Annotated in this window: 19 protein-coding genes; 9 read left to right on the top strand and 10 right to left on the bottom strand. The window is 41.1% G+C overall.

Translation table 11 applies throughout. The annotated features are described in order from the left end of the window. The first annotated feature begins 5 nt into the window (after nt 1–5). A complete protein-coding gene (locus WN50_RS33820) occupies nt 6–1,970 on the top strand; it encodes an LAGLIDADG family homing endonuclease (RefSeq protein WP_152964737.1) in 1,965 nt (654 codons plus the stop codon). Nucleotides 1,971–1,977: 7 nt separating this feature from the next. Here WN50_RS33820 and hisA read toward each other — a convergent pair whose 3' ends face one another. Both hisA and coaE read right to left on the bottom strand, forming a co-directional pair. After that, complete coding sequence (hisA, locus tag WN50_RS07130) at nt 1,978–2,751, bottom strand: 1-(5-phosphoribosyl)-5-[(5-phosphoribosylamino)methylideneamino]imidazole-4-carboxamide isomerase (RefSeq protein ID WP_046278452.1); 774 nt, start codon at nt 2,749–2,751, stop codon at nt 1,978–1,980. 29 nt (nt 2,752–2,780) lie between these two features. Beyond that, complete coding sequence (coaE, locus tag WN50_RS07125) at nt 2,781–3,386, bottom strand: dephospho-CoA kinase (protein ID WP_046278451.1); 606 nt, start codon at nt 3,384–3,386, stop codon at nt 2,781–2,783. A gap of 193 nt (nt 3,387–3,579) precedes the next feature. On the opposite strand from coaE, the gene WN50_RS07120 reads away from it, so the two are divergent. Beyond that, the gene (locus WN50_RS07120) at nt 3,580–8,973 is read left to right on the top strand and encodes a CHAT domain-containing protein (protein WP_053221454.1); all 5,394 of its coding nucleotides are present in this window, start codon (nt 3,580–3,582) and stop codon (nt 8,971–8,973) included. A gap of 117 nt (nt 8,974–9,090) precedes the next feature. Here the strand turns inward: WN50_RS07120 and WN50_RS07115 are convergent, their stop codons facing one another. The 3 genes from WN50_RS07115 to WN50_RS07105 all read right to left on the bottom strand — a co-directional run bounded on the left by WN50_RS07115 (nt 9,091) and on the right by WN50_RS07105 (nt 11,602). After that, nucleotides 9,091–9,444, bottom strand: coding sequence for a DUF1257 domain-containing protein (locus WN50_RS07115; protein ID WP_046278450.1), 354 nt, complete (start codon nt 9,442–9,444; stop codon nt 9,091–9,093). Between the two features lie 171 nt (nt 9,445–9,615). Then, nucleotides 9,616–11,136, bottom strand: a complete 1,521-nt coding sequence (gene ycf46, locus WN50_RS07110) for a stress-responsive protein Ycf46 (RefSeq protein ID WP_046278449.1) — start codon at nt 11,134–11,136, stop codon at nt 9,616–9,618. A gap of 115 nt (nt 11,137–11,251) precedes the next feature. Next, entirely contained in the window at nt 11,252–11,602 is a 351-nt protein-coding gene (locus tag WN50_RS07105; RefSeq protein WP_046278448.1) for a slr0373 family blue light stress response protein, read from the bottom strand. A gap of 214 nt (nt 11,603–11,816) precedes the next feature. Between WN50_RS07105 and WN50_RS07100 the strand changes: the two genes are divergently transcribed. The 3 genes from WN50_RS07100 (at nt 11,817) to WN50_RS07090 (ending at nt 16,673) form a co-directional block, all read left to right on the top strand. Next, complete coding sequence (locus WN50_RS07100; protein WP_235440865.1) at nt 11,817–12,251, top strand: hypothetical protein; 435 nt, start codon at nt 11,817–11,819, stop codon at nt 12,249–12,251. A gap of 55 nt (nt 12,252–12,306) precedes the next feature. Continuing rightward, the gene (locus WN50_RS07095; RefSeq protein ID WP_046278446.1) at nt 12,307–13,440 is read left to right on the top strand and encodes a glutathionylspermidine synthase family protein; all 1,134 of its coding nucleotides are present in this window, start codon (nt 12,307–12,309) and stop codon (nt 13,438–13,440) included. A gap of 221 nt (nt 13,441–13,661) precedes the next feature. Then, complete coding sequence (locus WN50_RS07090; protein ID WP_053221453.1) at nt 13,662–16,673, top strand: response regulator; 3,012 nt, start codon at nt 13,662–13,664, stop codon at nt 16,671–16,673. Between the two features lie 67 nt (nt 16,674–16,740). Here WN50_RS07090 and WN50_RS07085 read toward each other — a convergent pair whose 3' ends face one another. Beyond that, a complete protein-coding gene (locus tag WN50_RS07085) occupies nt 16,741–17,082 on the bottom strand; it encodes a hypothetical protein (RefSeq protein ID WP_046279445.1) in 342 nt (113 codons plus the stop codon). Nucleotides 17,083–17,192: 110 nt separating this feature from the next. After that, on the bottom strand, nt 17,193–17,486 hold the full coding sequence (locus WN50_RS07080; protein ID WP_046279444.1) for an SH3 domain-containing protein: 294 nt from the start codon (nt 17,484–17,486) through the stop codon (nt 17,193–17,195). A gap of 430 nt (nt 17,487–17,916) precedes the next feature. Between WN50_RS07080 and WN50_RS36855 the strand changes: the two genes are divergently transcribed. Next, nucleotides 17,917–19,878 (top strand): ABC transporter ATP-binding protein, encoded by a 1,962-nt coding sequence (locus WN50_RS36855; RefSeq protein WP_046279442.1) that lies wholly within the window; start codon nt 17,917–17,919, stop codon nt 19,876–19,878. A 132-nt stretch (nt 19,879–20,010) separates the two neighbouring features. Here WN50_RS36855 and WN50_RS07065 read toward each other — a convergent pair whose 3' ends face one another. Together WN50_RS07065 and WN50_RS07060 are read right to left on the bottom strand one after the other, a co-directional pair. Beyond that, on the bottom strand, nt 20,011–20,754 hold the full coding sequence (locus WN50_RS07065; protein WP_152964736.1) for a WecB/TagA/CpsF family glycosyltransferase: 744 nt from the start codon (nt 20,752–20,754) through the stop codon (nt 20,011–20,013). A 204-nt stretch (nt 20,755–20,958) separates the two neighbouring features. After that, entirely contained in the window at nt 20,959–22,077 is a 1,119-nt protein-coding gene (locus WN50_RS07060; protein WP_049558560.1) for an N-acetyltransferase DgcN family protein, read from the bottom strand. A gap of 180 nt (nt 22,078–22,257) precedes the next feature. On the opposite strand from WN50_RS07060, the gene WN50_RS07055 reads away from it, so the two are divergent. The 3 genes from WN50_RS07055 to WN50_RS07045 all read left to right on the top strand — a co-directional run bounded on the left by WN50_RS07055 (nt 22,258) and on the right by WN50_RS07045 (nt 24,293). Next, nucleotides 22,258–22,668 carry a heavy metal-responsive transcriptional regulator gene (locus tag WN50_RS07055; RefSeq protein WP_046279836.1) on the top strand — a complete coding sequence of 137 codons (411 nt, stop codon included), beginning with the start codon at nt 22,258–22,260 and terminating at the stop codon, nt 22,666–22,668. After that, on the top strand, nt 22,661–22,906 hold the full coding sequence (locus WN50_RS07050) for a thioredoxin family protein (RefSeq protein WP_046279835.1): 246 nt from the start codon (nt 22,661–22,663) through the stop codon (nt 22,904–22,906). The genes WN50_RS07055 and WN50_RS07050 overlap by 8 nt, the downstream gene beginning before the upstream one ends. A gap of 61 nt (nt 22,907–22,967) precedes the next feature. Continuing rightward, complete coding sequence (locus tag WN50_RS07045) at nt 22,968–24,293, top strand: permease (RefSeq protein ID WP_046279834.1); 1,326 nt, start codon at nt 22,968–22,970, stop codon at nt 24,291–24,293. A 320-nt stretch (nt 24,294–24,613) separates the two neighbouring features. On the opposite strand, the gene WN50_RS07040 is transcribed toward WN50_RS07045, so the two are convergent. Next, complete coding sequence (locus WN50_RS07040) at nt 24,614–24,913, bottom strand: hypothetical protein (protein ID WP_046279833.1); 300 nt, start codon at nt 24,911–24,913, stop codon at nt 24,614–24,616. Between the last annotated feature and the right edge of the window lie 290 nt (nt 24,914–25,203).

The following is a 25,203-nucleotide window of genomic DNA, read 5'->3' as shown; positions in this document are numbered from 1 at the left end:
TAGCCATGTCTACTGTTAGAGGAACTGAAGCCATTGTCAATCCACTTCAGCAGAGTAATCTGAATAAAAAGGGATTGTGCGACTATGTAATTAATATAGCATCTGGCTGTTTGCATGGATGTACGTTTTGTCTTTCCCCCGACACTTTAATTCTTTACTCAGATCTCGTTTGGCGAAAACTAGAATATGCCCAAGTGGGGGATACACTTCTAGGGTTTGACGAAAATACTACCAGTCATGTTTATCGATTTTTCCGCAAAAGCACTATAGAGGCAATTCAATGGAGCAAGCAAGAGGCGACAAAAATTATCACAGACACAGGAGAAATAATTGCAACCTCAAATCATGGATGGCTTAATCATCGGGGAAAATGGTTATCGACTTGTGAATTAACGACTGTTTTGCAAAACAGAAAAGATGGGTTCTCTACAATCAAAAGTATTGGATCGGCGAACTATTTCGTTCCTTCAGTCGATTACAAGCTTGGCTACATCGCAGGAATAACAGCAGGGGATGGAACATTCAGATTCAACCCTGACGAGCTTTATAAAGGGGATTACACGCCATATTGGAGGGTTGCTCTTTGCGACTTTGAACCTCTAGAGAGATTAGTTGAGTATCTCCTAGAGTTCAACATATCTGTTAACATTCGCCCTTATTATAAAGGTAGCGATAAGCATCGAGAAGCTCAAAAAGTGGAAACTCGATCTCAAGCCCAGTGTAGAAAGTTATTTCATTTACTTGCCGCCCCCTTAGACACGGCTGAGTATCACAGGGGTTTTGTATCAGGGTTTTTTGATGCAGAAGGTTCTTTCAATCAATCGCTTCGGCTTTCCCAAAAAACATTACCCGTCTTACATCAAGTCCAAAAGTACGCAGAGTCATTTGGATTTACTTTCAAAGTTGAAAAGTATGAAAGTTGCTACTTCAACCTTCGGCTTCTTGGGGGTTTTTCAGAAGTTATCAGATTTTTCTCAACCTTTTGCCCAGCCATAGCTAGGAAGTCAGAAAAGATAATAGGAGGGGCGTTAAAAGGGATTAAGGCAGCAAAAGTCATTGACAAAATTCCGATGGGCTTAATTGATGTTGTAGATATCCAAACCTCAACACACACATTTTTTGCCAATGGATTAGCGACTCATAATTGTTATGTTCCTTCAACACCTGCCATTCGGACAAGACAGGCGGAACTTCAGAAAAAAGGAGTCAATAACCCTCAAATGGACTGGGGACAATACCTTTTAATTCGTGAAGGAATTCCCGAAAAATTGAAGACAATTTTAGAACGTAAGAGAACTTGGAACATAACAGATCCAGGTCAAGGCGTTGTTTTATTGTGTTCGGGTACCGATCCCTATCAAAACAAACAAACTGCTGAAATTACTCGTCGTGTTGTTGAGATTCTGTCAGCAAAAAACAAAAGAGTCCGAATTTTAACCCGCAGTCCTTTATGGATTAATGATCTTGATATTCTAATTAATCATAATATTACAGTTGGGATGAGTTTACCCTATTTAGATGATCAATTGAGTCGTCAAATTGAACCCCAAGCACCCCCACCTTCTAAACGTTATGAAGCCTTATTAAAAGGTCATCAAGCGGGATGTCGTCTCTATGTGGCAATGGCTCCAACTCCACCCAGTTTAACGCGAGATGACTTTAAAAAATATTTAGAAAAAATCATGCAGCTTGAACCGGAAGTCATTTTTTGGGAACCCATTAACGCCAGGGGTACGAATGGAAAACGAATGCTTGCAGCCGGGTTAGAATGGGTTAATTCTGTGATGACAAAACGCTCCTGGGCTGAGGATTTTTTGAGACAATGGGAGGATATTGAAGCCGCAGCGATCTCTGTCGGATGTAAAGATAGACTACATATCTGGCCAGATCCAGGGCTGAAAAAATATGTTGATGATCCGACTAGAGTAGAAGATTGGTTATATAAACGGACGGTTGAGAAATGGGATTGATTTTTGCTTAAGCAAAAGACGAACCCCCAAAGTCTGGCGGGACATCCTGCCAACGTCCTTGACCAACAGCCTGAATTGCTTCTTTCAGGTCAACATCTCCTGTGTATAAAGCGCGACCCACAATCGCCCCCGTGACGCCTAACGGTTCTAAGGATAACAAACTTAACAAATCTGTCACCGAACTAATTCCCCCAGAGGCGATCACAGGAATGGCGACAACGTTTGCAACTTCCCGCAGCGCCGCTTTATTTGGGCCTTGTAAAGTACCATCCCGATGAATATCAGTATAAATAATAGCACTGGCGCCTAACTGTGCCATCTGATGGGCGAGTTCAGTGGCTAATACTTCTGAAGTTTCTAGCCAACCTCTAGTGGCAACTTTACCATCACGGGCGTCAATTCCCACGACAATTTTTTCAGGGAATTCTTGACACAACTCCGCCACTAATTGGGGGTTTTCCACTGCAACCGTCCCTAAAATTGCCCGTTTTACGCCCAAATTTAACAACGTTGCAACGGTTTCTCGACTGCGTAACCCGCCGCCCACTTGTACGGGAATATTAACCGCATTGACAATGGCTTCTATGATATGATGATTCGTGGGTTGACCTGTTTTGGCTCCATCGAGATCAACCAAGTGTAACCAAGTTGCGCCTTGATCTGCCCATTGTTGAGCCACCGCAACCGGATCATCGTTGAAAGTTTGGGCTTGGTCGTAGTCGCCTTGATAGAGTCTCACACAACGCCCTTCGAGTAAATCAATTGCAGGGATGACATCCATTTGTTATTCGAGTAACAGTTAACGCTATTTTAGATGGTTCTGGCGATCGCATCATCGACTTGTTGCCAGAGAACCTCCAAAGTTGAGGAGTTATCCAACACCACATCTGCCATTTTACATTTTTCCTCAAGAGGCATCTGGCTGTCAATTCTCGCTTGAGCTTGTTCGGGAGTCAAAGAACCGTTACTGCGTTGTATCAAACGTGACTGCTGTTGAGAGGGAGAACAATAAACCACCCAAATTTCTGTCACTAAATCAGTCATTTCAGCTTCAAATAACAGAGGAACCCCTAAAATAGCAGTAGCATTTTTATCCGCTTGATGCTGAAACTGTTGAATATTTTCACAAAAGCGATCGCGGACAACCGGATGAATTTGCTGCTCGACCCAGTGACGTTCTGTTAAGCTACTAAAAATAATACTACCAAGTTGCGGACGATTTAAGCTACCATCAGAGAGTAAAATCTCAGTACCATACCGACCAACAAGGGCTAGCAACACAGGGGAGTTCGGTTGCACGGCTTCGCGAGAATAGACATCTGCATCCCAAATGGGGAATGAGTAGGTCTGGGCCAAGTAGTTAGAAACCGTCGTTTTTCCTGTACTAATTCCCCCAGTTAAGCCAATCAAACGCATGATGGTGGTTTCAATCGGTTAATTTGCATCAATGGCTATTATCTACTATAACGAACTACAGCATCAAGGTAATGTAAAAAGTAAACCCATTTACAGATGAAGTTTAGCAAGATTTGTGATATTAAATCAGGAGTATCGTTGTAACTTTTACTGTTAAACTGGTTGATACGGGAATTTCCCAGGAGGATTTTAGATGAACCGCAGCTTAGACTTTAAGCTAGTCCTATTCTCCCTACCGTTAACGCTCCTTTTCGTTTTGGATACTTCTGAATTTCCCGATCTCGGGCGATGTAAAATCCTCTCTTCCTTCAAATCAACAAAAGTTGTTGCTCAACCGATTATTCCTGAACCCAACAGCACAAATACGGTAACAAATCAACAGGGAAATCAGACTAACATTGAAGGGGGGAAGGTGTCGGGAAATGGGGCAAATTTATTTCATAGTTTCACCGAGTTTAATGTCGAGTCTGGACAAGTTGCCAACTTTTTATCAAACAATTCTATTCAGAATATTTTAACTCGAGTTGTCGGGGGAAATGCTTCTGTTATTAATGGGTTAATTCAAGTGACGGGCGGAAATGCTAATTTATTTTTAATGAACCCGGCTGGGGTAATCTTTGGATCAGGTGCAAGTTTAAATATTCCCGGTTCTTTTACCGTCACAACTGCGACAGGAATTGGACTCGGTTCCAATTGGTTTAACGCCATTGGAAGTAATGACTATACCAACTTAGTGGACAGTCCCAACGCTTTTCGCTTCTCAACAACCTCATCAGGAAGTATTATTAATGCAGGTCAGCTTGCAGTAGCAGCCGGAGAAAATATCAGCTTATTAGGAAATAATGTTATTAATACAGGAGAATTGAGCGCCCCTGGTGGCAAAATTACCATCGCCGCCATTCCCGGTGAACAAATTCTCCGCATCAGCCAAAGCGGACATTTACTCAATTTAGAAGTAACAAGCGTAAACGGGGGGAGTCATTCCCCGGAAATTGCGGCTTTATCCTTACCACAACTGTTAACCGGAGGCGATCGCCACCACGCAACCGGAGTGACGGTACTGGCCGATGGTCGGGTACAATTAACAAATTCAGGAACAGAAATTCCTAATTCTAGCGGTGTCGCCGTCGTTTCAGGAAATACCACCGCAGAAGCCGGAAACGTTAATATCATCGGGGAAACCGTCGGGTTAGTCGATGCAAAAGTAGACGTTTCAGGGGTGAATGGTGGAGGTACCGTCAGAATAGGCGGAGATCAGCGAGGAAGTGGTTTAATTCCCAATGCCAATCATACGTTTATTAATCGTAATTCCTCTATTTTAGCCAATGCCGAAGTCACCGGAAATGCTGGACAGATTATTATTTGGTCAGACTTAGAGACTCGGTTTTTTGGGAATATTAGCGCCCAGAGTGTTACCGGAAATGGGGGATTTGCGGAAATCTCCAGTTATGGGAATTTAACCGTAGAAGGAAACGTCGATTTGCGAGGGGTAAATGGAAGTGTTGGAACGTTGCTTTTAGATCCCCTTAATATTACCATTATTGATGGAAATGAAGCAATAGAAAATGAAAATTCTCTGCGAGATAATCAAATTTTAGCCGAGAATAATCCTTCAGAGTTTACCATTTCAGAAACCACGTTAGAACGAATTGGGGAAACTGCCGATATTGTTTTAGAAGCGCGAGATAATATTACGATTAATGACCTTGCAGACAATCAACTGAATTTTCAAGCTTCAACCGGATCAGTCACGTTTACCGCCGATGCAGATGGGGATGGAACCGGATCATTTGTTATGAGTTCTGATGATACCATTCAAACGGCTGGCGGGTCTATTACCATTACGGGAGTGGATATTGAAATTGGCGAGATTTCAACCAATGGCGGTAATATTTTTCTAAGTTCGGATTTTAATGGAAAGATTGAAACAGGTCAACTTTCTGCCGCTAATACTTTGGGGGAGGGTGGAAATATTACAATCACAACAAATCAAGGAGAAATTTCGACCGCCGATTTACAAACCAATGGTTTAAATAGTAGTGGGAATATTAATCTTGAGAGTGGAAATCGCATTAAAACAGGTGAACTTTCGACTCAAACCTTGAATTCTACTTCGGGTAAAGCGGGTGATGTGACTGTGAATGCCGTTGAAAATATTGAGATAGATTTAATCAATACTTCGGGTTCGCAGCAAGCGGGAAATATTACGATTAATAGTGAGGAAGGAAATATTAATTTTTCATCCGATTCTTATAGTTTAGATGCGACTTCTGCTGAGGGTGTGGGCGGAAATATTCAAGTTAAAACTCCTGAAAGACTGAGTTTAAATTCAGTTAATGCCAAGGGAAGAAGTGCCGGAGGAAATATTAATTTAGAAGCCGAAGTCGAAATCTCTGCGGAGACTATTCGGACAGGTTCATTTGATAATAACAGCCTACAAGGGTCAGGGGAAAACTCAGCCAGTTTAAACGGCAATATTACCCTGACCAGTGATGAGATTAACCTCACAAATTTAGTAGAAGGAACGGGAATTTTAATTCTACAACCCGCAACAGATGCCCAGGATATTATGATTGCAAATCGCAGTAATAATTCGGGCTTAACCTTGAATTTGACAAGCGATGAAATGTCAACTCTCCAAGATGGTTTTTCTCAAATTATTATCGGCAGACCTGATAGTAAAGGAACGATTTCAATTGTTGGAAATGTGACGGTTCAAGACCCAATTTTGATTCAATCTCCTTTTGGTCGAATTAATATGGGAACAACTTCATCCGGTAGTCCTTATACGCTGACGGGGGTAGATAATGCTAGTTTGACCTTAAATGCGTTGAATGATATTAGCTTGGGAAATTTGATGACAAATGGTCAAGATATTACGATCACCAGTCAGTCAGGACGAATTATTTCCCGACAAATTCAAAATACAGGAAACCAAGCAGCAACAATACAATTAACAGCCAATGAGATTGATTTCGTTGGTGGAAATAACTCCATTATTGGCAATGGGTTTTTAGTCTTACAACCCTACAATAACCGACAAGCAATTACGTTAGGAAATGAGGGAAATACAGAAGCTTTAGAATTGAGTGGTACAGACTTAAATGCACTCGCCAATGGGTTTGAATTGATTACAATTGGTCGGGAAAATAGTAGCAGTCCTCTGACAATAGCGGGAGATATTACATTTCGTGATCCCGTGATTTTGCAAGCACCTAATTTTCCCGGTTTTGTCGTTGCACAAGGAAGTATTACAGGGGTTGATAATGCAAGTATTCAAATCAAAGCCGATGGAAACCTATTTCTAAGCAATATTAATACCACAGGTCAAACGTTGCAATTAACCAGTACAAGCGGTCAAATTACCACCGGAAATTTACAATCTGAGGCTGAGATTAATCTGCAAGCCGCAGAAGCCATTGAAACCGGAAATATCCGCATTTCCTCAAATTCTGTGTCCAATTCAGCCCTAGAAAATCCTCAAGTAAATCTCGTCAGTCAACAGAGTAATATCATTGTTAGAGGGAATATTAGCACCAATCAAAATAGCAATCTGACAGGTGTAAATATTCGGGCAAATGGCAGCATACAAACCAGTAATATCACTTCAAATCAAGACATTAACTTAACCAGTCAACAGGGTGAAATTGTTACGGGAAATATAACTTCAGCCACAACTGAAGATGCAGGAAATATTACCCTTCAGTCCGGCGATCGCATTAAAACAGGAACCTTAGAAGCCCGTTCTTCTCAGGGAAATGGGGGAAATATTCGCTTAGTTTCTCCTAATGATATTGAAGTAATTTCGATTAACACAGAAGCCGCTAAAACCGGAGGAAATATTGAAATTAATACCCAGCGTTTCTTTCGGGCAACCGGAACATTTACAGCCGCAAATCAAATAGAAGCGAGTTTATCTGCCATTGGTTTTGATGAAGCAGGAAACATCATTTTACCGCAATCTACAAGCAACATCTTTGAGATTGGCGATCCGAGTTTAAACGGTACAGTTGGGGCAATTACCAATGGAGAAATAACAGCCTTACCTACTGCAAATAACTCTGTAAATCCTCCTCAACAACCCGAATCTAATCAAGATGATATTCCGACAGAAAATCCCAATCAATCCTCAGAAAATCAAGAACCCGTTATTCAAGATAATGTACTAGAAGCCACAACCGAAAATCCCTCTACTTCTTCTAGTGAGGTTTCAGTTAATGAAGATTTAGATTCATCAACAAATGTGATTACAGAAGAGGGAAATTTAGGTAATAACGAAGAATTATCTCAAAATATTGAAAATATTCCGATTCAACTCCAAGGAACAACGATTTCAGCCGATCAAATGGCGACATCTTCCTTGACGTCATCCGTCTTACAAATTGATTTATTTCGCGGTCAGGAATTTATTAAATATTTTGGTGAAAACCTCAATAAAAATCCAGTTAGTGATCAAAGTATTCGTCAGACTCTCAGCGATATTACTAAACTAACCGGACATAAACCTGCTATTGTTTATGTTTCCATGCAAGCGAATCAATTAGAAATGCGATTAGTTTTACCCGATGGTCAACCTTTATTTAAAAGTACCCACATCAAACGAGAAGAACTGTTAAAAGTGGTTCGAGAGTTTAGCAATCAAATTAGAACCCCAAAGAGTTTAAGTGATACTGAATATAAAATTACCGGAAAAAAACTCTATGATTGGTTGATTTTACCCTTAAAAACTGAGTTAGAAAAACATCAAGTTAAAACGTTAATTTTTTCGATGGATGCGGGGTTAAGAACCTTACCCATTGCTGCATTATACGACGGCGAAAAGTTTCTCTTAGAAAATTATAGTTTAGCTTTAATTCCCAGTTTGAGTTTAACCGATACCAGCTATGTTAACCTGAAAAACTCAAAAGTTCTGGCGATGGGAGCGTCCAAATTTACCGACCCCACTCAAGCCCCCCTGCCTGCTGTTCCCGTTGAATTGAGTTTAATTGTACAGGAAAATCAATGGCCTGGTCAATCATTTCTCAACGAAGAATTTACCATTGATAATCTCACCAGCCAACGCAAACAAAAACAATTTGATATTATTCATTTAGCTACGCATGGGGAGTTTTTAGCAGGGGGTGCAAACCGTTCTTATATTCAATTTTGGGATCAAAAATTATGGTTAGATGAACTGCGTCAGTTACGCTTAGATCAACCAACCGTCGAACTATTAGTCTTGAGTTCTTGTACCACCGCAGTCGGCGATGAAGATGCCGAATTAGGCTTTGCAGGACTCGCCATTCAAGCGGGTGTTAAGTCAGCCCTCGCGAGTTTGTGGTACGTGAGTGATGTGGGAACCTTGGGACTGATGAGTACATTTTATGATGCGTTGTTACAGAGTCCCATTAAAGCAGAAGCCCTCCGACAAGCTCAACTGGCAATGTTAGAAGGGAAAGTTCGTTTAGAAGATGGAAAATTAGTCTATCAGAAAAAGACCATTACCGCAGATGTGGAGTTACCCCCAGAAATTGCCGTTCAAGGTGATGTTAGCCTAAATCATCCGTTTTACTGGGCAGGTTTTACTCTCATCGGTAGCCCTTGGTAATCTTAGCAAAATCCAAAAATCTTCGTGTCGAGCGTGTCGAGCGTGGTGAGTTTCTTCACACAAAAAAACGGGCTAACCCGTATGGTTAACCCGCAAGCTTGGGAACGCTCAGAGCGACTATTTTTGAACGATCAATTTAACGTTTGCATTTTGCAGACCACGCTGCTTAACTTCAGACAGAGTTTTGTTAACAGCGTATTTTTGGTTGATTGCATTGATCAATTCAGTTTGGTTGTGCTTTTTAGCAACGCCCCACAGGTCAGCGATCAGGTCGAAAGTACCATCGCTATTGCGAGACCAACCTAAATCATATTCGCCTTCGAGAACTGCAACTAAGTCAGCGCGTACACGTTGGCCGTTGTAGCCACGAACATCTGCGTTGCTTTTAACAGAGATCCCTAAATCGCGTAAAGAAGTCTTCAGGATTTCGGCATCAGAGATTTTGGTACGCAGAGTGCTGAAATGAGACATTGTGATATCCTCCTAGTGGAACTGAAAACGAAACAACAACGGTTTTGGCTTTTAACGGATGCCCTCTTGAACCTGTAGCGTAGACGCTGATCACAAGAGCGGCGTTCTTTTTAGAAACTGCTAGCCTTTAATGTGCTAGCCTTTCCTCCTGTTTGGACCAGGAGAAAGCTTTTAAAATTCCATACGCTGATATTCAGCGACGGAAGATGCAGCTGGCCGCGCCCTCTGACGAGCCCAATCGCGCAGGGCAGTCACTTGTTCGTTCATCGTTTTCGACAGAGGTAGTGTCGCTTTAATGGCGGCGATGATATCAAGCTGCGTAAACTCTCGATCTTGAGCAAAAGCTTCGTACATTGCAGCGACGAGCGCTTGCTCAATTTCTGCCCCAGAGAACCCTTCAGAAACCGTAGACAACTGATCTAAGTCGAAGCGGTCAATTTCTGAACGTCGTTTGGACAGGTGAATTTTGAAAATATCTTGCCGTTCCTCTTTGGTGGGAAGGTCAACGAAGAAAATCTCATCAAATCGTCCTTTCCGCAAGAACTCTCCCGGTAGCCGTTCAACACGGTTGGCTGTCGCCATCACAAACACAGGTGAGGATTTTTCTTGCATCCAGGTGAGGAATGAACCAAAAATCCGGCTAGATGTTCCGCCATCAGAATCGGCTGAACCTGAACCGCCTGCGAAGGACTTGTCTAACTCATCGATAAACAGAATCGCGGGTGAAATGGATTCTGCTGTTTTCAATGCGTTTCGCAAGTTCGCCTCAGAGCGACCCACCATTGAGCCATCATAGACTCGGCCCATGTCCAATCTCAGCAGGGGTAAACCCCATAACCGAGAGGTGGTTTTCGCAATTAGAGACTTTCCACAACCGGGTATCCCTAATATCAGCATTCCTTTGGGCTGTGGTAAACCGTACTCTCTGGCTCGTTCGGTAAACGCATTAGAGCGTTGTTTTAACCAGCGTTTGAGTTCTTCTAAGCCTCCAACCGCATCAATCGTTTCATCCACATCGATATACTCTAATATTCCGTTGCGCCGAATTAGCTGCTTTTTCTCGGATAAGACAATATCGACTTCTGTTTCTGTTAAACGACTGGCGGTGACGTAAGCTTTACGGTAAACTTTCTCCGCCTCATCTCGGGTTAACCCGAGCGTTGCTTTTAACAACTTCTCCCGTGTTTCTGTACTGATTTTACGGGAACGGGTTTGCTCTAACTGAGCGGATAACACCTGGTTAAGCTCCTTCATATCGGGTAGAGCGAAGTCTAAAACAACAACTTCTTTCTCTAGCTCGATGGGGATTTCTTGTACCGGAGACATCAAAATGATAGTCTTGTTGGTGTCTTTAAAACTGGCGATCGCATCCCGCAAACACCGGGTCACTTCTGGAGAATCCTTGAAGGGATGCAAATCTTTGAAAATGTAAATACTGCCGCTAACATTGGGTTCTCGATGCCGAATCACCCATTCAACTGCCGCCTGGGGAGAAACTGTATTTGACTGAACAGTTGTGCGCGGTTGATCGTATTTGACTAAGCCACGGGTAACTGTCCATATATAAACTTCTCGCTGACGCTTGGCTTGTGCGATTTTGGCGATTGTCTGCTCAGACCGCTCCTCCTCGGATGTGACGAGGTAGATCAGAGGATATCGAGCTTCAATTAAGATTCCTAATTCTTCTTGCATAGTCCTCGATCCATTAGAGACGGTACAACATTTGGTGTGAAGGATTAATTTTAACTCTTTCACTCAAATCTGAACACGACAGGAGCGCCCAAACTGCGATCGAGAGTTTATCGAACTAACAGGGAACCAGCTTTTCTTCTCCTTGTTGAGCTGGGGGAGTATCAACCTGTTGCACCTGTTGAAGATCCAGTTGATCTTCGGTTAGTATGCTGGGTTGGTTTCTCAGTGAAACTAACTCACCATCCCTGATAACAACAGAATTGGCACATTCGGGACAAGAATATACCCGATGAGTTTGCCCATGCGATGCTTCCAATTCATCCACTACCTCTGGATTATTGAGATAGAAAATAATTGCTTTTTCAGCTAGAGAAGACATCGGTTCAGATTCAACTGCCGCTTTAATTTTGAGTTTGCGATGCAGTTGGGGCGGAATATATAACGTTACCTTTTGCTTGCTTTGCATAGGACAGTGAACTTGTGTACCCGGGTATGTATTTAAAGATAAAGGTATTTCTCAAAGATGTCAAGACGTTATGCTGCTATAGCGCTGTTTTTTTAACATTTCGTTACATTATGCTTCAACTAAATCCCCTCAAACCCTTATTAGACTAGCATTTGAGCTATTTATTCTTGAGCGGGTCATAGGTTAAGCTGAAGGAAGAAGCTTTGGTAAGCTGATGATGGATAAAACAACTCCCCGCAAATCCCGAAAAACCGCAGTTATTACCCTCGTTTTGATCGCATCAGTCGGTCTGAAAGCCTGCGAATCTTCTAATAAAAGACGAGAAGTGTACCGCAACCTGCCAGACTGTCAGCAAGAATGGGGTAAACCCGAACTCTGTGAACCCATTACCGATAACTCCTATCCCGTCGGTTATTATTACGGCCCCTACTACCGATATCGTAACGGCAACTACTATTATTACCGCACCTACAACAGTCCTCCTCGCGTGATTCCTGTTAACGCTGGAGTTAGAACCAGCCCTCCACCTCGTTCCGGTTTATTCGGTCGTTCAAGTTCCCCGAACCGCTCCCGTTCATCCGTTGGGAATACTAGACGAGGAGGGTTTGGTTCAGGAGGACGAGTGGGTACTGGGAGCCGAGGCGGTTAACTCCAACAACATCAATTTATGATCAAAACTATATATATACAGAAGAAGGTCTTCTATGAAACGCATCCCCCTCAAACCCCGTCCCAACTGGGAACAAAAATGCGATGAGGTTGGATTTCACTATTACAATCTCGATGGACTCTACTGGAATGAAAGCGTCTGTTATCAGTTTACGTCTGAACAAATAGACTCACTCGAAGCCGCAACCCAAGAACTCCATCAGCTTTGTCTAGAAGCCGTTGACTGCATTATTACCGAAAACCGTTACACTCAACTTTCCATTCCGCCCGAATTTTTTCAACTCTGTCGCCAGTCCTGGGAACGGGGCGACCCCAGCCTGTATGGTCGCTTTGATTTTGTCTATGATGGCATCCATCCCCCCAAACTTCTCGAATACAACGCCGATACTCCCACCGCCTTACTTGAAGCTAGCATCGTTCAGTGGACGTGGTTAGAAGAAATTTTCCCCGACGCTGATCAGTTCAACTCCATTCACGAAAAACTACTCGAACAATTCCAACAAATCTATTTTAATTTATCTCCAACCCAAAGATATCTACACTTTACCTGTGAACGTGATACCGCAGAAGACCTCGGAACCGTTGAATACCTGAGAGATGTCGCCATTCAAGCTGGCTTTGAAACCAAACATCTTTATATTGACGAAATGGGTTGGAACTCTAATGATCAGTGCTTTTGTGACTTAGAAGATTATCCCATTCAAGCACTCTTTAAACTCTATCCCTGGGAATGGATGATTGAGGATGAATTCGGAAAACATCTTTTAAGTGAACCGATGCTGCTGTTAGAACCCGCCTGGAAAATGATTCTCAGCAATAAAGCAATTCTGCCTATTTTGTGGGAACTTTTCCCGGATCATCCTAACCTCTTACCTGCCTATTTTGACTCCAGTCAACTTTCTCATCCCTACCTGAGTAAACCTATATTCTCCCGTGAAGGTGCTAACATTAATATTTATTATGGCGATCGCTCCTATCAAACGGATGGCATCTATCAAGACGAACCCCTGATCTATCAATCCTACTGCCCATTGCCTCAATTTGACCGTTATTATCCTGTTATTGGATCATGGATTGTAGGTGATCAACCTGCTGGGATTGGGATTCGAGAAGATCAAACTCCGATTACGCAAAATACCAGTCAGTTTATCCCCCACTACTTTATATAAATTTAAAAATATCCTCAAATCTTTAGGCTTTTTTGAGCGTTAAATCAAGTTAAAAACTCGCCGAGGGTCTTCATAAAAATTAACTAAAATTTTGGCGATAAAATATTTTATTAACCGTAATTTTATGAAAGTTATAATCATTATGCTTTAAACAAATACCAAGAAAATTTGATATATTTAGAATAAACACATCAATTAAAAACTTATTGGAATGACAATCGATGGAAATCATAACAACAATTTTCACGGACTCTAACAACAACTTGATCATGCTTTCGTTAATGATCGTTGTAGTCGCTAGTTTTTTAAACCAAAAATTAAATAAGCATCAAGTACAAGAAAAAGCTTTAGCAGAAAGTGAACGCCGCTTTCAGATGCTGATTCAAGAAATGCAAGTCGGCGTATTACTCCTCAATAATCGTGCAGAAATCCTGATTAGTAATCAATCCGCACAAAGCTTATTAAAGCTGCCAGCAGAAGCTAAAAATCCTCAAAAATTTGGTGAAAATTGGCATCTTATCCAAGAAGATCTCAGTGATTTTAAAAAAGAAAAACTTCCCGTACAATCCGCGATTAATCAACGTCAACCGATCCGAAACGTGATCATTGGAATTTGTGAATCAGAACCGACTCATCAATGTAAATGGCTATTAGTTAACGCCACTCCACAACTTGCAGAAAATGGCAGCGTTGAACGAGTTATTTGTACCGTTAGTGAGATCACCCAACAAAAGCAAACCTCAGCCGCTTTAAGAGCCTCAGAAGAACGATTTTCCCTCGCGGTAGAAGGGGCAAATGATGGGATTTGGGACTGGGATATTGAAACCGGAAAAGCTTATTTTTCGCCCCGTTGGAAAACGATGTTAGGTTATTTTGAGGAAGAACTCCCTAACCATGTGGAATCCTTTAAAAAAATTCTTCATCCCGACGACTCAGAGCGAATTTTTGGCATTTTAGAACGTTATATCAATCGAGAAATTCCTTACTACGAAGTCGAGTTTAGAGCCATTACAAAACCCGGAAATATTCGTTGGATTCTTTGTCGAGGTGTTGCGCTGTGGGATAACAACAATAAACCCTATCGCATGGTGGGTTCTAACACTGATATTACCGAGCGGAAACAAGTCGAACAAGCCTTACAAGAAAGCGCGAAACGAGAAAGATCAATTGTTCAAGTCATGCAAAGAATGCGCGAAACCCTCGAACTTGAAACCATATTTAATGCAACGACTGAAGAACTTCGACAAGCCTTATGTTGTTCACGGGTTCTCGTTTATCGTTTCAACCCCGACTGGAGTGGAGAAGTCATTGCTGAGTCTGTCATGTCAGGGTGGACAAAATTAATACCCGCTACAGAAGAGCAATCCTATTTAACTCAAGTGACAGTCAATCAAACAAATTGTGTGGCGAAACTACTGGATAGTGGCGAAGCTTTGATAGAAGATACTTATCTAAAAGAAAAGCAAGGCGGATTTTATCGCCAGGGAAAAAGTTACTATCGCTCTGTACGAGATATTTATACAGCCGGATTTGATGAATGTTATCTGAATTTATTAGAGCAATTGCAAGCTCGTTCCTATACCATTGCACCCATTTTCTGCGGAACAAATTTGTGGGGATTACTCTGCGCCTATCAAAATGGAACGCCGAGAGAATGGACAAAAGCAGAAATTAAAATTGTTACCCAAATTGGCAGTCAGTTAGGGGTAGCTGTTCAACAAGCCGAATTATTTGCTAAAACACAGCAGCAAGCCATAGAACTTCAGCAAGCTAAAGAAGCAGCAGATGCAGCTAACAGTGCCAAGAGCGAATTTCTCGCCTCAATGAGTCACGAACTGCGAACACCTCTGAATGCGATTTTAGGCTTTGCTCAACTCATGAATAACGACTCAAGTATAAAAGTTGAACATCACCAACATCTTGATATTATTAGTCGAGCAGGTGAACATTTACTGCAACTAATTAATGATATTTTAGAAAGATCCAAAATAGAAGCAGGTCGAGTGACATTAACAGAAGATGATTTTGATCTCATCTGTCTGCTTGAAAATTTAGAAGAAATGCTGCGCCTGAAAGCAAAATCAAAAGGACTAACCCTCAGTTTTGAACTAGATAATACATTACCTCAATGGGTGATAGGAGATGAAAAGAAATTGCGTCAGGTGTTGATTAATCTCTTAGGCAATGCTACTAAATTTACAGAATCAGGTGATGTCAAATTACGAGCCTTTAGAGTTGAGGAAGCAAAAGATAGACAAACAGAAAATAGTCTCACAATTGGCTTTGAAGTTTCCGATACAGGCCCAGGTATTGCTGAAAATGAACTGCATCGTTTATTTAAAGCCTTTTCTCAAACTGAAACGGGTTTAAAGTCTTCTGAAGGGACTGGTTTGGGATTATCTATTAGCCAGAAATTTGTGCAACTTATGGGAGGGGAAATAGTAGTACAATCTCAAATCGGCGTGGGGAGTACCTTTGCTTTTGAGATTCCAATCACTTGTACAAAACCGCCAGAAAATTACAGAAATCATACTTCTCAGAAGATTATAAGTTTAGCATCCGAACAACCTAAAATTCGTATTTTAATCGCCGAAGATAAACCCAATAATCGTTTGCTACTCGTCAAGTTGCTGTCAGAAATTGGCTTTGAAATTAGAGAAGCGAGTAATGGTCAAGAAGCTGTTGAAATGTGGTCAAGTTGGCAACCGGATTTGATTTTAATGGATATCCGAATGCCCGTAATGAATGGTTTTGAAGCGACTCTACAGATTAAGGCTTTATCTACGGAGAATCAAACGATTATTATTGCACTGACAGCCAGTGCATTTGAAGAAGACAGAGAAGCTGTTTTTCAGGCTGGATGTGATGATTTCGTGGGAAAACCATTCAAACTCGAAGAACTATTAGAGGTGATTGGAAAACATTTAAACATTCAGTATATTTATTCTCAAGATCAATTGAAAAACCTCAACTTCTACAATCCTTATTCAGATTCAGAACAGATGCAGTTTATCTCAAGTATTGAGGCATTAGAAACAATGCCGAACGAGTGGATTGAAGAACTGTATAAAGCCGCTCAAGCTTGTAGTGATTTATTAATTTTGGAACTGATTGATCACATTCCCTCAGAAAATAAAATATTGGTAGATACCTTAAAAGAGTTAGTGAATAACTTTCGTTATGATTATATTATGGAACTCGCTAAACCTCAAATGGTAGTGCAATCATCCTAATGAAGTACATCCCAAAAACCCAGTAAATCATGGGAAACCGGGTTTTTAAATAAGTCCTCAGATGAAATTATTTCATCGCCTCAAAAATCATATTTAATAGACGTTTTTGAACACCGGGAGTTTTTAAGACTTCTTTATTGGCGCTGAAAGGTTGCAAACCAAACAAAAACACATCATATTTAGTCCCAATTTTATACCCGCTAGCCTTGAAGGTAGTTTCGTATTCTGGGGGAACCATAATATTTTCAATCCAGTATTCACCGTGAATGGTTTGATTGTCAAAAAAAGCGATTCCCATGCTTCCTTTTTTGTCGCGAAAAAACTTGATCTGTCGAATTTTACGTTCTTTTGCACCTGCCAAATCAGAAATTAAATCAGCCGCTCCAAAAAGTTGATTGAGATTAAACATTAAACTCGCTCCTGTTTGTGAAAATTACGCTAAATTGGTCGAGAATAAAAATTCCTCTCCGAGTCTGAAAGGAACACAACAGAGGTTACAACAATGGTCGAATAAAGTTATTAGAAAGACAGGAAATCTGAACGAATCCAGCCTTCTGCGCCGGATTGATAAAATCGAATATAATACCAAATATATCCATCTCCTCCGTCAGAAGCATTCAATACTTCTACCCAGTCTCCGGCTACACCATAATGAGGAGTATTAGCTTGAGTCGTTGGTGCAGTCCGAACATTAATTTGAGCGCTAGGATCACTAGCAGTTAAACGAGCAGAAGTAGCCAATCCAGGTAATGCAGTAGCAGCACACAAGGTAACAGCAGCAGTGATTGTCAATAAAACTTGCTTCAATTTCATTGGTTTCTCCTAAAGTTTAATTAATGAATTTTACTCAAGCTTTTGGCTTCCTTGGTTCCATTATTGCCTCTGAAAAACAGGAATGCCATCAGTAGATTTTCGGAAAAATTAAAAATTTTTTGTGATGATAAAGTTCAGTATTTTCACGGAGGTCAGATGAGGTTAAACAATGCTAAACCTCAACAATGGGTAGGGTGGGTCAAAGAATTTCTGATGATTAAGTCAAGAGCAGTGGGATTTGACCCTCTAAACCTCAAAAATGGGTAGGCTGGGTCAAAAATTAATTTCTGATGATTAAGTCAAGAGCAGTGGGATTTGACCCACCCTACTACAATTGTCTCTGTTTAAGCTATTCTGTAGTCAATGATCTATCTCTACTGCGGTTAGTTGATAGAATAAGCAAAATTTAGAGATTGAGTTTAAAGCTTCTATGCAAAATATTGTTTTAGATGTCAAAAATCTGCGAGTTCAGTTTCAAAGTGACGAAAAAGTTGTTCAAGCAGTCAACGATATTTCATTTCAAGTCAAACGCGGACAAACACTCGGTATTGTCGGTGAATCCGGTTCAGGAAAATCCGTCACCTCTCTCGCCATCATGGGGTTGCTTTCTCCCGATACCTCTCAAGTCAGTGGAGAAATTTTGTTTCGCTTCAGCAACAATCTGAACGAATCTCAGCCGAATTCCGAAGCAATCAATTTATTGAAATTGTCACCGCAAGAAAAGCAGAAATTTCGAGGCGGACAAATTGCGATGATTTTTCAGGAACCGATGAGTTCTTTAAATCCCGTTTATACGATTGGATTTCAACTCATAGAAGCGATTAAACAACATGAAGATGTTTCGCCTCGACAAGCGATGTGGAAAGCGACTTCTTTACTTCAAGAAGTTCAACTTCTCCCTTCAGATGAAGAATTACTCGCACGAGTTGAAGCCGAATTTTCTACGGCCGATACAGTCAATAATACTCAAAAAACTGCCAAAGCAGAACGAAACGATAGACGAGAACTTAGTGAATATGTTAATGATCAAAAACGAGCCATGCTTGACCGTTATCCCCACGAACTTTCAGGCGGTCAATTGCAACGGGTAATGATTGCGATCGCCATTTCTTGTAACCCTACTTTATTAATCGCAGATGAACCCACAACCGCTCTGGATGTGACGGTACAAGCGACGATTTTAGAGTTATTACGAGAACTCTGTAGTCGTCGTGGAATGTCGATGATTTTTATTACCCATGATTTAGGAGTCATTGCTGAAATTGCCGATACAGTCGCCGTCATGTATCGCGGTAAAATTGTTGAATCTGGTACAATTCGAGAAATGTTTTTAACCCCGCAACATCCCTACACCAAAGGTTTATTAGCCTGTCGTCCTCCCCTTGATATTCAAGTTGAACGTCTGCCGACAATTTCTGATTTTATGGATGTTGAAATCACGGCAACCGGAGAGTTAGAAATACGAGAAAAGAACGCTGAAAAAAATGTTATTCAAGCGTTGAATTATCAAACAAAAGAGAGACAACCTTCGACAACCCCTTTACTTTCGGTTGAACATCTGCGAGTGGGTTTCAAAGTGGCGGGAATGTTTGGGGAAACGAAACGTCTATTGATGGCGGTGAATGATGTTTCCTTTGAAGTTTATCAAGGTGAAACATTAGGTTTAGTTGGAGAGTCTGGTTGTGGGAAAAGTACCTTAGCCAGAGCGTTATTACAACTCATTCCCGTTGTCGGTGGTCAAGTAACTTTTCAAGGGGAAGATATTACAAAACTCTATTCTCAAGCTTCCGTTTTGGAAAAAATTAAAAATTATAAAAAACAAAAACAATATCATCAAAAACGACAAGGGTTAAGACGAGAGATGCAAATTGTTTTTCAAGATCCTTTTAGTTCTCTCGATCCAAGAATGACGATTGGTGATACAATTATGGAACCGATGCTCATTCATGGAGTCGGGAAAGCCGGGAAAGAACGACGCGATCGCGTGGCTTATTTATTAGAACGAGTCGAAATGAAACCAGACTGGATGGGACGTTATCCCCATGAATTTTCCGGTGGACAAAGACAACGAATTTGTATTGCGAGATCTTTGGCTTTAAACCCTAAATTTATCATCTGTGATGAGTCAGTATCGGCTTTAGATGTTTCGGTTCAGGCGCAGGTTTTGAACCTCTTAAAAGAACTACAAGCCGAATTTGGGTTAACTTATATCTTCATTTCCCACGACTTGAGTGTAGTCAAATTTATTAGCGATCGCATTATGGTGATGAATCGGGGTAAAATCGAAGAAATCGGTCAAGCTGAAGACATTTATCACCGTCCTAAAACTGAATATACTCGTCAGCTTATTGCTTCAATCCCGACGGGGAATATTAAACAATTAGCGAGTTAAATTTAGGAAGAAAAACAAAAACACGCTCGACACAGAGAACACCAAGAGCAAATCAAGCAGCAATTTGATTAAAGAATAGGCTGAAGTAGTCTGATCTCTACTCCAGCCTTTCAAGGTTATGATTAACTATAATTAACTCAGTAAAGCCTTGACTGCAAACTGAGGTAAAGCCATCATTCGTCGCCAACGCCAGGGTTCTTGATAGAGTCGATAAAGCCACTCTAAATGATTGTTACAAAACCAAGCCGGCGCCCGTTTTTTTGTTCCCGCCCAAATATCAAAACTTCCCCCTACTCCAATCCAAATTGAATCCGGACATAAATGACGATTTTGAGCAATCCATAACTCTTGACGCGGTACTCCTAAACCCACAAAAATCACTCGCGGTTGTAAATCTTTTAGAGTATCTTTTAACTGTTCTTCTTCTGAAGCAGAAAGATAACCGTGATAAGATGCGATCGCTAAGTTGGGAATTTTTTGTTGAAAGAGATCAGCCGCCCGTTGAGCAACTCCCGGTTTTCCTCCATAGAAAAAAACCAGATCAGAAAAATTTTGCTGACCAACTTTTTGTAAGAAAGACTCGGCCAGTTCAATTCCAGGACAGCGTTGTGTTTGTTTTCCTTTTAGGCGTAGATAAAGAACAATTCCCGCCCCATCGGGTATAACTAATTCAGCGCCACGAATTACATCTGCTAAATGGCGATCACGATCAGCTTGCATTGCCATTTCAGCATTAAGAGTAATCACATGAGTTCCTAACCCTTTATACAAACGGTTAAGCAACCAGTTATGATAATTATGATGCAGATGAACGGGAAGTCCTAAAACTGGAAATTTGCTAGCAGTAGATTCACCCAACAACATCACATCATTCATAAGATTTTTTAACCACCTCACACACACTACTATTGAGACTAACCCATCTGGTATCGATTGGCTAGTATAAACGGGTTTATGATCGGGAGAAGGAAGGCAAAAGGCAATCTTGCTAAAGGCAATAGGCAAGGGTTTTGTCGGGGCGGGTTCACTCAGGTTATTGCTAAGATCAATAAATCTATTCGGAACCCGCCCCTACACTGATCACTGTAAAAACTGTTCCCTGTTCCCTGTTCCCTGTTCCCTTTTTAGTAGTGCATCTAATAAAATACCCGCCCCAAACCGCACCGTATCCGTACAAGGTAAACCCGTTTCTGATTGAATTTGCGCGATCGCCTCCCTAGCTACATCTTCCGCTAAACCATAAGTATTCAGGCTAATTCCTACAATTTTTGCAGATTGCATCGCACCGCCCACACTGGCAATTTTTTCGTATAATTCAATCACCTGAGATAGAGGGGGAATAACCACATGAGGATGATTGCGAATATGGGTTTGTCCGGCACGATGGGCTAAAATTAAATCAGTCGGTTGACTTCCTCGCAACAAGGGTAAAGTCGCCGTTGAACCCGGATGAATCAGCGAACCCTGTCCTTCAACTATTAGTAAATCACAATCTTTTCCAAACCGCATCACCATTTGTTCAACTGCACCTGCTGCAAAATCAACTCGTACAGAGTCTAAGGGAATGCCATCTTCTCCTAACATTAACCCCCCTTGACCTGTGGCGATAAATTTAGAACGAATTCCCCGTTTTTGGGCGGCTTTATTGAGTTCTAAACCTGTTGACATTTTACCAATTGCCATATCCGTTCCAACGGTTAAAACTCGCCGACAACTGAGTTGACGCGCCGCAGCACTGGCAATTTTTAAACCGGGGGGTTCTTGACGAATATCCCAAATCCATTGTTGAGGCTTTAGAAATTGGTTAATATTCGTTTTATGTCGTTGTTCAACTAGGGGAATTAATTTAGTATGTAATCCATTAACAATTGATAATCCTGCTTCTAAAGCGTCATCAAGATCAAGCCACCATTCCTCCGGTAAAGCCCCTCCTGACGGTGCAATTCCAATCATTAGAATATTGGGATTATAAGCTAAAGCCTCTTTAAGCGAAGCAACAATCGGCACATCTCGGTTAATTCCGGTTAATTCAGAGAGGGACTTTCCCGCACAGTCTCGGTCAATAACTGCGACAATATTAGCTTGAGAATAACGCAGCAATGACAGTCCTGTTTTACCCGTCGCACCGAGAATACCTTCATGTAACAGGATGGCTAACCGCCCCGCTTGAATTTGAGATTGGGGATTTTCAGGGGTCATATTTTTGAGTTTGAGATAACGAGCGATCGCTTTAATATAGTCTCAGATCTGTTGAACTTAATCATACCTCAAGACTGACAACCGTTTGTAGACTCTTGCAATTTTTTTAGGCTGATCCCTTGACTTTATACTATAGTACAAGGTTTAAGATCAAGATCAAGTTGAATCGAGAAGGTGATCATGCTGCAAGTGGGTGAAGTCTCTCGCAAACTCGGAATTAACGCCCAAACGATTTATTTTTATGAGCGAATTGGGTTAATTCCATCACCGCAGCGTAGCGAATCTGGCTATCGTTTGTTTAGTGAACAAGATATCGAAAGGCTCCTATTTATTCATCGAGCTAAATCTCTCGGATTAACCCTTGAGGAGATTAAAGATATTTTAGCACTAAAAGATGGAAAAAAACTCACTTGTCAAGCTTTACATCAGCGATTAATCAACAAAATTAAACAGATTGAACAACAAATGATTCAACTGCAAATGCTGCACGAGGAACTTTTACCGCTCGTTGAACAATGCGAAGTAAACTTAAATCACCCCGATCCAACTCACGAATGTATTGTCTTAAATCAAGGTCAAAATAATGAGTAGTACACTAACCGTTGAAATATTGGGAACAGGTTGTAAGAAGTGTCATCAGTTAGAAGAAAATGTGAAAGAAGCGATCGCATCGTTAAACATAGAAGCGGTGGTGCTGCATATTAAAGATCCGATGAAAATTGCTGAACGAGGTGTGATGTCTACTCCGGCTTTAGTCGTCAATGGCAAAGTTGTGAGTCAGGGAAAAGTTGCCACACCGGAACAAATTCAACCCTATTTAACGGCTTAATTTTTATCAGTCTGGGGGCATCAAATCAATGTCCCCTTTCAAGAAATAGGAGGATGAACCGATGCAAATAACAGCGTTTTGGCGATCGCAATGGAAAGCACTCACCCTAATGATTTTGGGGTTTGTGTTATGTTTCTATCTGCCTGTTGAAATTTTACAACAATCTGAACGTTTACAAAATGCCTTTTGGGAGGCGCTTTATCTCGTTCGTTGGTACGCTCAAGAACACGTTTTATTGTGTTTAATTCCTGCTTTTTTTATTGCTGGAGCGATTGCGACTTTTATTAATAAAGCCTCGGTAATGAAGTATTTGGGGCCTCAAGCAAACCCCATGATTGCCTATGGAGTCGCTTCAATATCGGGAACGATTTTAGCGGTTTGTTCTTGTACCGTTTTACCATTATTTGCGAGTATTTATCGCATGGGAGCGGGATTAGGCCCTGCGATGGCTTTTTTGTATTCTGGCCCCGCTATTAATGTTTTAGCAATTATTTTAACAGCAAGAATATTAGGCTGGCAATTGGGTGTTGCGAGGGCTATTTGTGCGATTATTTTTAGTCTTGTGATTGGTTTTGTAATGGCGTTTTTGTTCCGCCAAGAAGAACTAGAAAAACTGAATACTGAACTCACGTTACCTGATGTTGAAGACAGTCGTCCCTTATGGCAAACGGCTTTATTTATTGCGGTATTAGTCGGAATTTTAGTCTTTGCTAATTGGGCAGAACCCGGTACAACAGCAGGATTTTGGTATAGTATTTATTCAGTTAAATGGTTGATAACCGGAGTATTAGGATTCGGTTTATCAGCGATTTTAGTCGCTTGGTTTGATCTCAATCTCGGAAAAGTTTGTTTAATTGTTCTCGTGACAATAGTATTATCTTGGCGTTTCTCTAACTATCCTCTTGTTCCGTTTACCTTTTCAATGATAGGATTATCTTGGTTAACCAGTACCAACAAAGACGAAGCGGGAGAATGGTTCACCGAGTCTTGGGAGTATGCGAAACAAATTTTACCTCTATTATTGATTGGAGTTTTAATAGCAGGCGGTTTACTGGGTCGTCCGGGTCAAGAAGCATTAATTCCGTTAGAATGGGTACAATGGGCGGTCGGCGGAAATTCGTTATTTTCTAATTTCTTTGCTGCATTTGCTGGGGCTTTTATGTACTTTGCAACGTTAACAGAAGTTCCCATTTTACAGGGGTTAATGGGGAATGGTATGGGTCAAGGGCCAGCATTAGCGTTATTATTAGCGGGGCCAGCTTTATCTTTACCCAATATGTTGGTCATTCGCAATATTATTGGCACGAAAAAAACAGTTGTATTTGTGGCGTTAGTGGTAATTATGGCAACCTTGAGTGGGGTGATTTATGGGGCGATTATCAGGTGAGGTTGAGGGAGGAAGAAAACTATTAAAACAGAACCCAGACTTTTTGGATAAGCCGGGTTTTTCTGAGTGATTATTTTGAATAAATTTGAGGAAAATTATTATTTATAACTAATCTGAAAAAAACGTAAATTCATCCGTTGTAATTTCCGACAACTTAATCCTCGGCAAGATTGGGCGATCAAAAATCCTCAGCTTTTTGAAAAAGCCGAGGAGATAAACCCATAGATTTCACAAATTGAATCCAAACAGAAAGTCAAGTCAATGAGAAAAGATCAGCCCTAGAAAATAGAAAGCTGTAACAGAAAAATGAAGCGAAATTGCTATTTACAAACGGCTACACCATCGGCTTTCGTAATTGAAAACGCATCAAATTCTCCCATCTCAAACTCACCCACAACAGTCACCTGTTCCCCTGCTGACAGATGACGAGTCGTATGATCTCCGCAAACATCCCAAGAATCAACGGTAATCCCCCGATTTTCACTTTGCAAGCGGAAGCCATCTTCCCAAACCCGTTCAATTGTACCGGAAAAAGAACCATTATTGGCTTGAACAACAGAAGGAAAAACAGTCGCCGCAACCACACCGAGTACAATTGTGCTGATGATTTCTAATTTCATGGGAACTCTCCAAAAAAGAATGATGTCAAAACAGATGTATTACAAAGTTGACAGTTGAGACTGGCTAACTTCTATGGTTTCAACAATAACCCCACAAAATGACAAGAAAATGACAAACCTAAATCCTTCTCGATTTTGGGTCAATGTCTGCGATCGCTGATTGGGAATTTTTCAGCGACCATCCTCAATTTAAGTCTAATAGGAAATACTTAAATATTTGCTAGTGATGATTGCTTGAAATTCTTGTAGGGGCGGGTTCCGCGATAATTTTTGTTTTCCATCAATAACTG

It is taken from the genome of Limnoraphis robusta CS-951, assembly GCF_000972705.2.
Note: the sequence above shows the minus strand (reverse complement) of the source record. Positions and strands in the feature narration are given on the sequence as shown.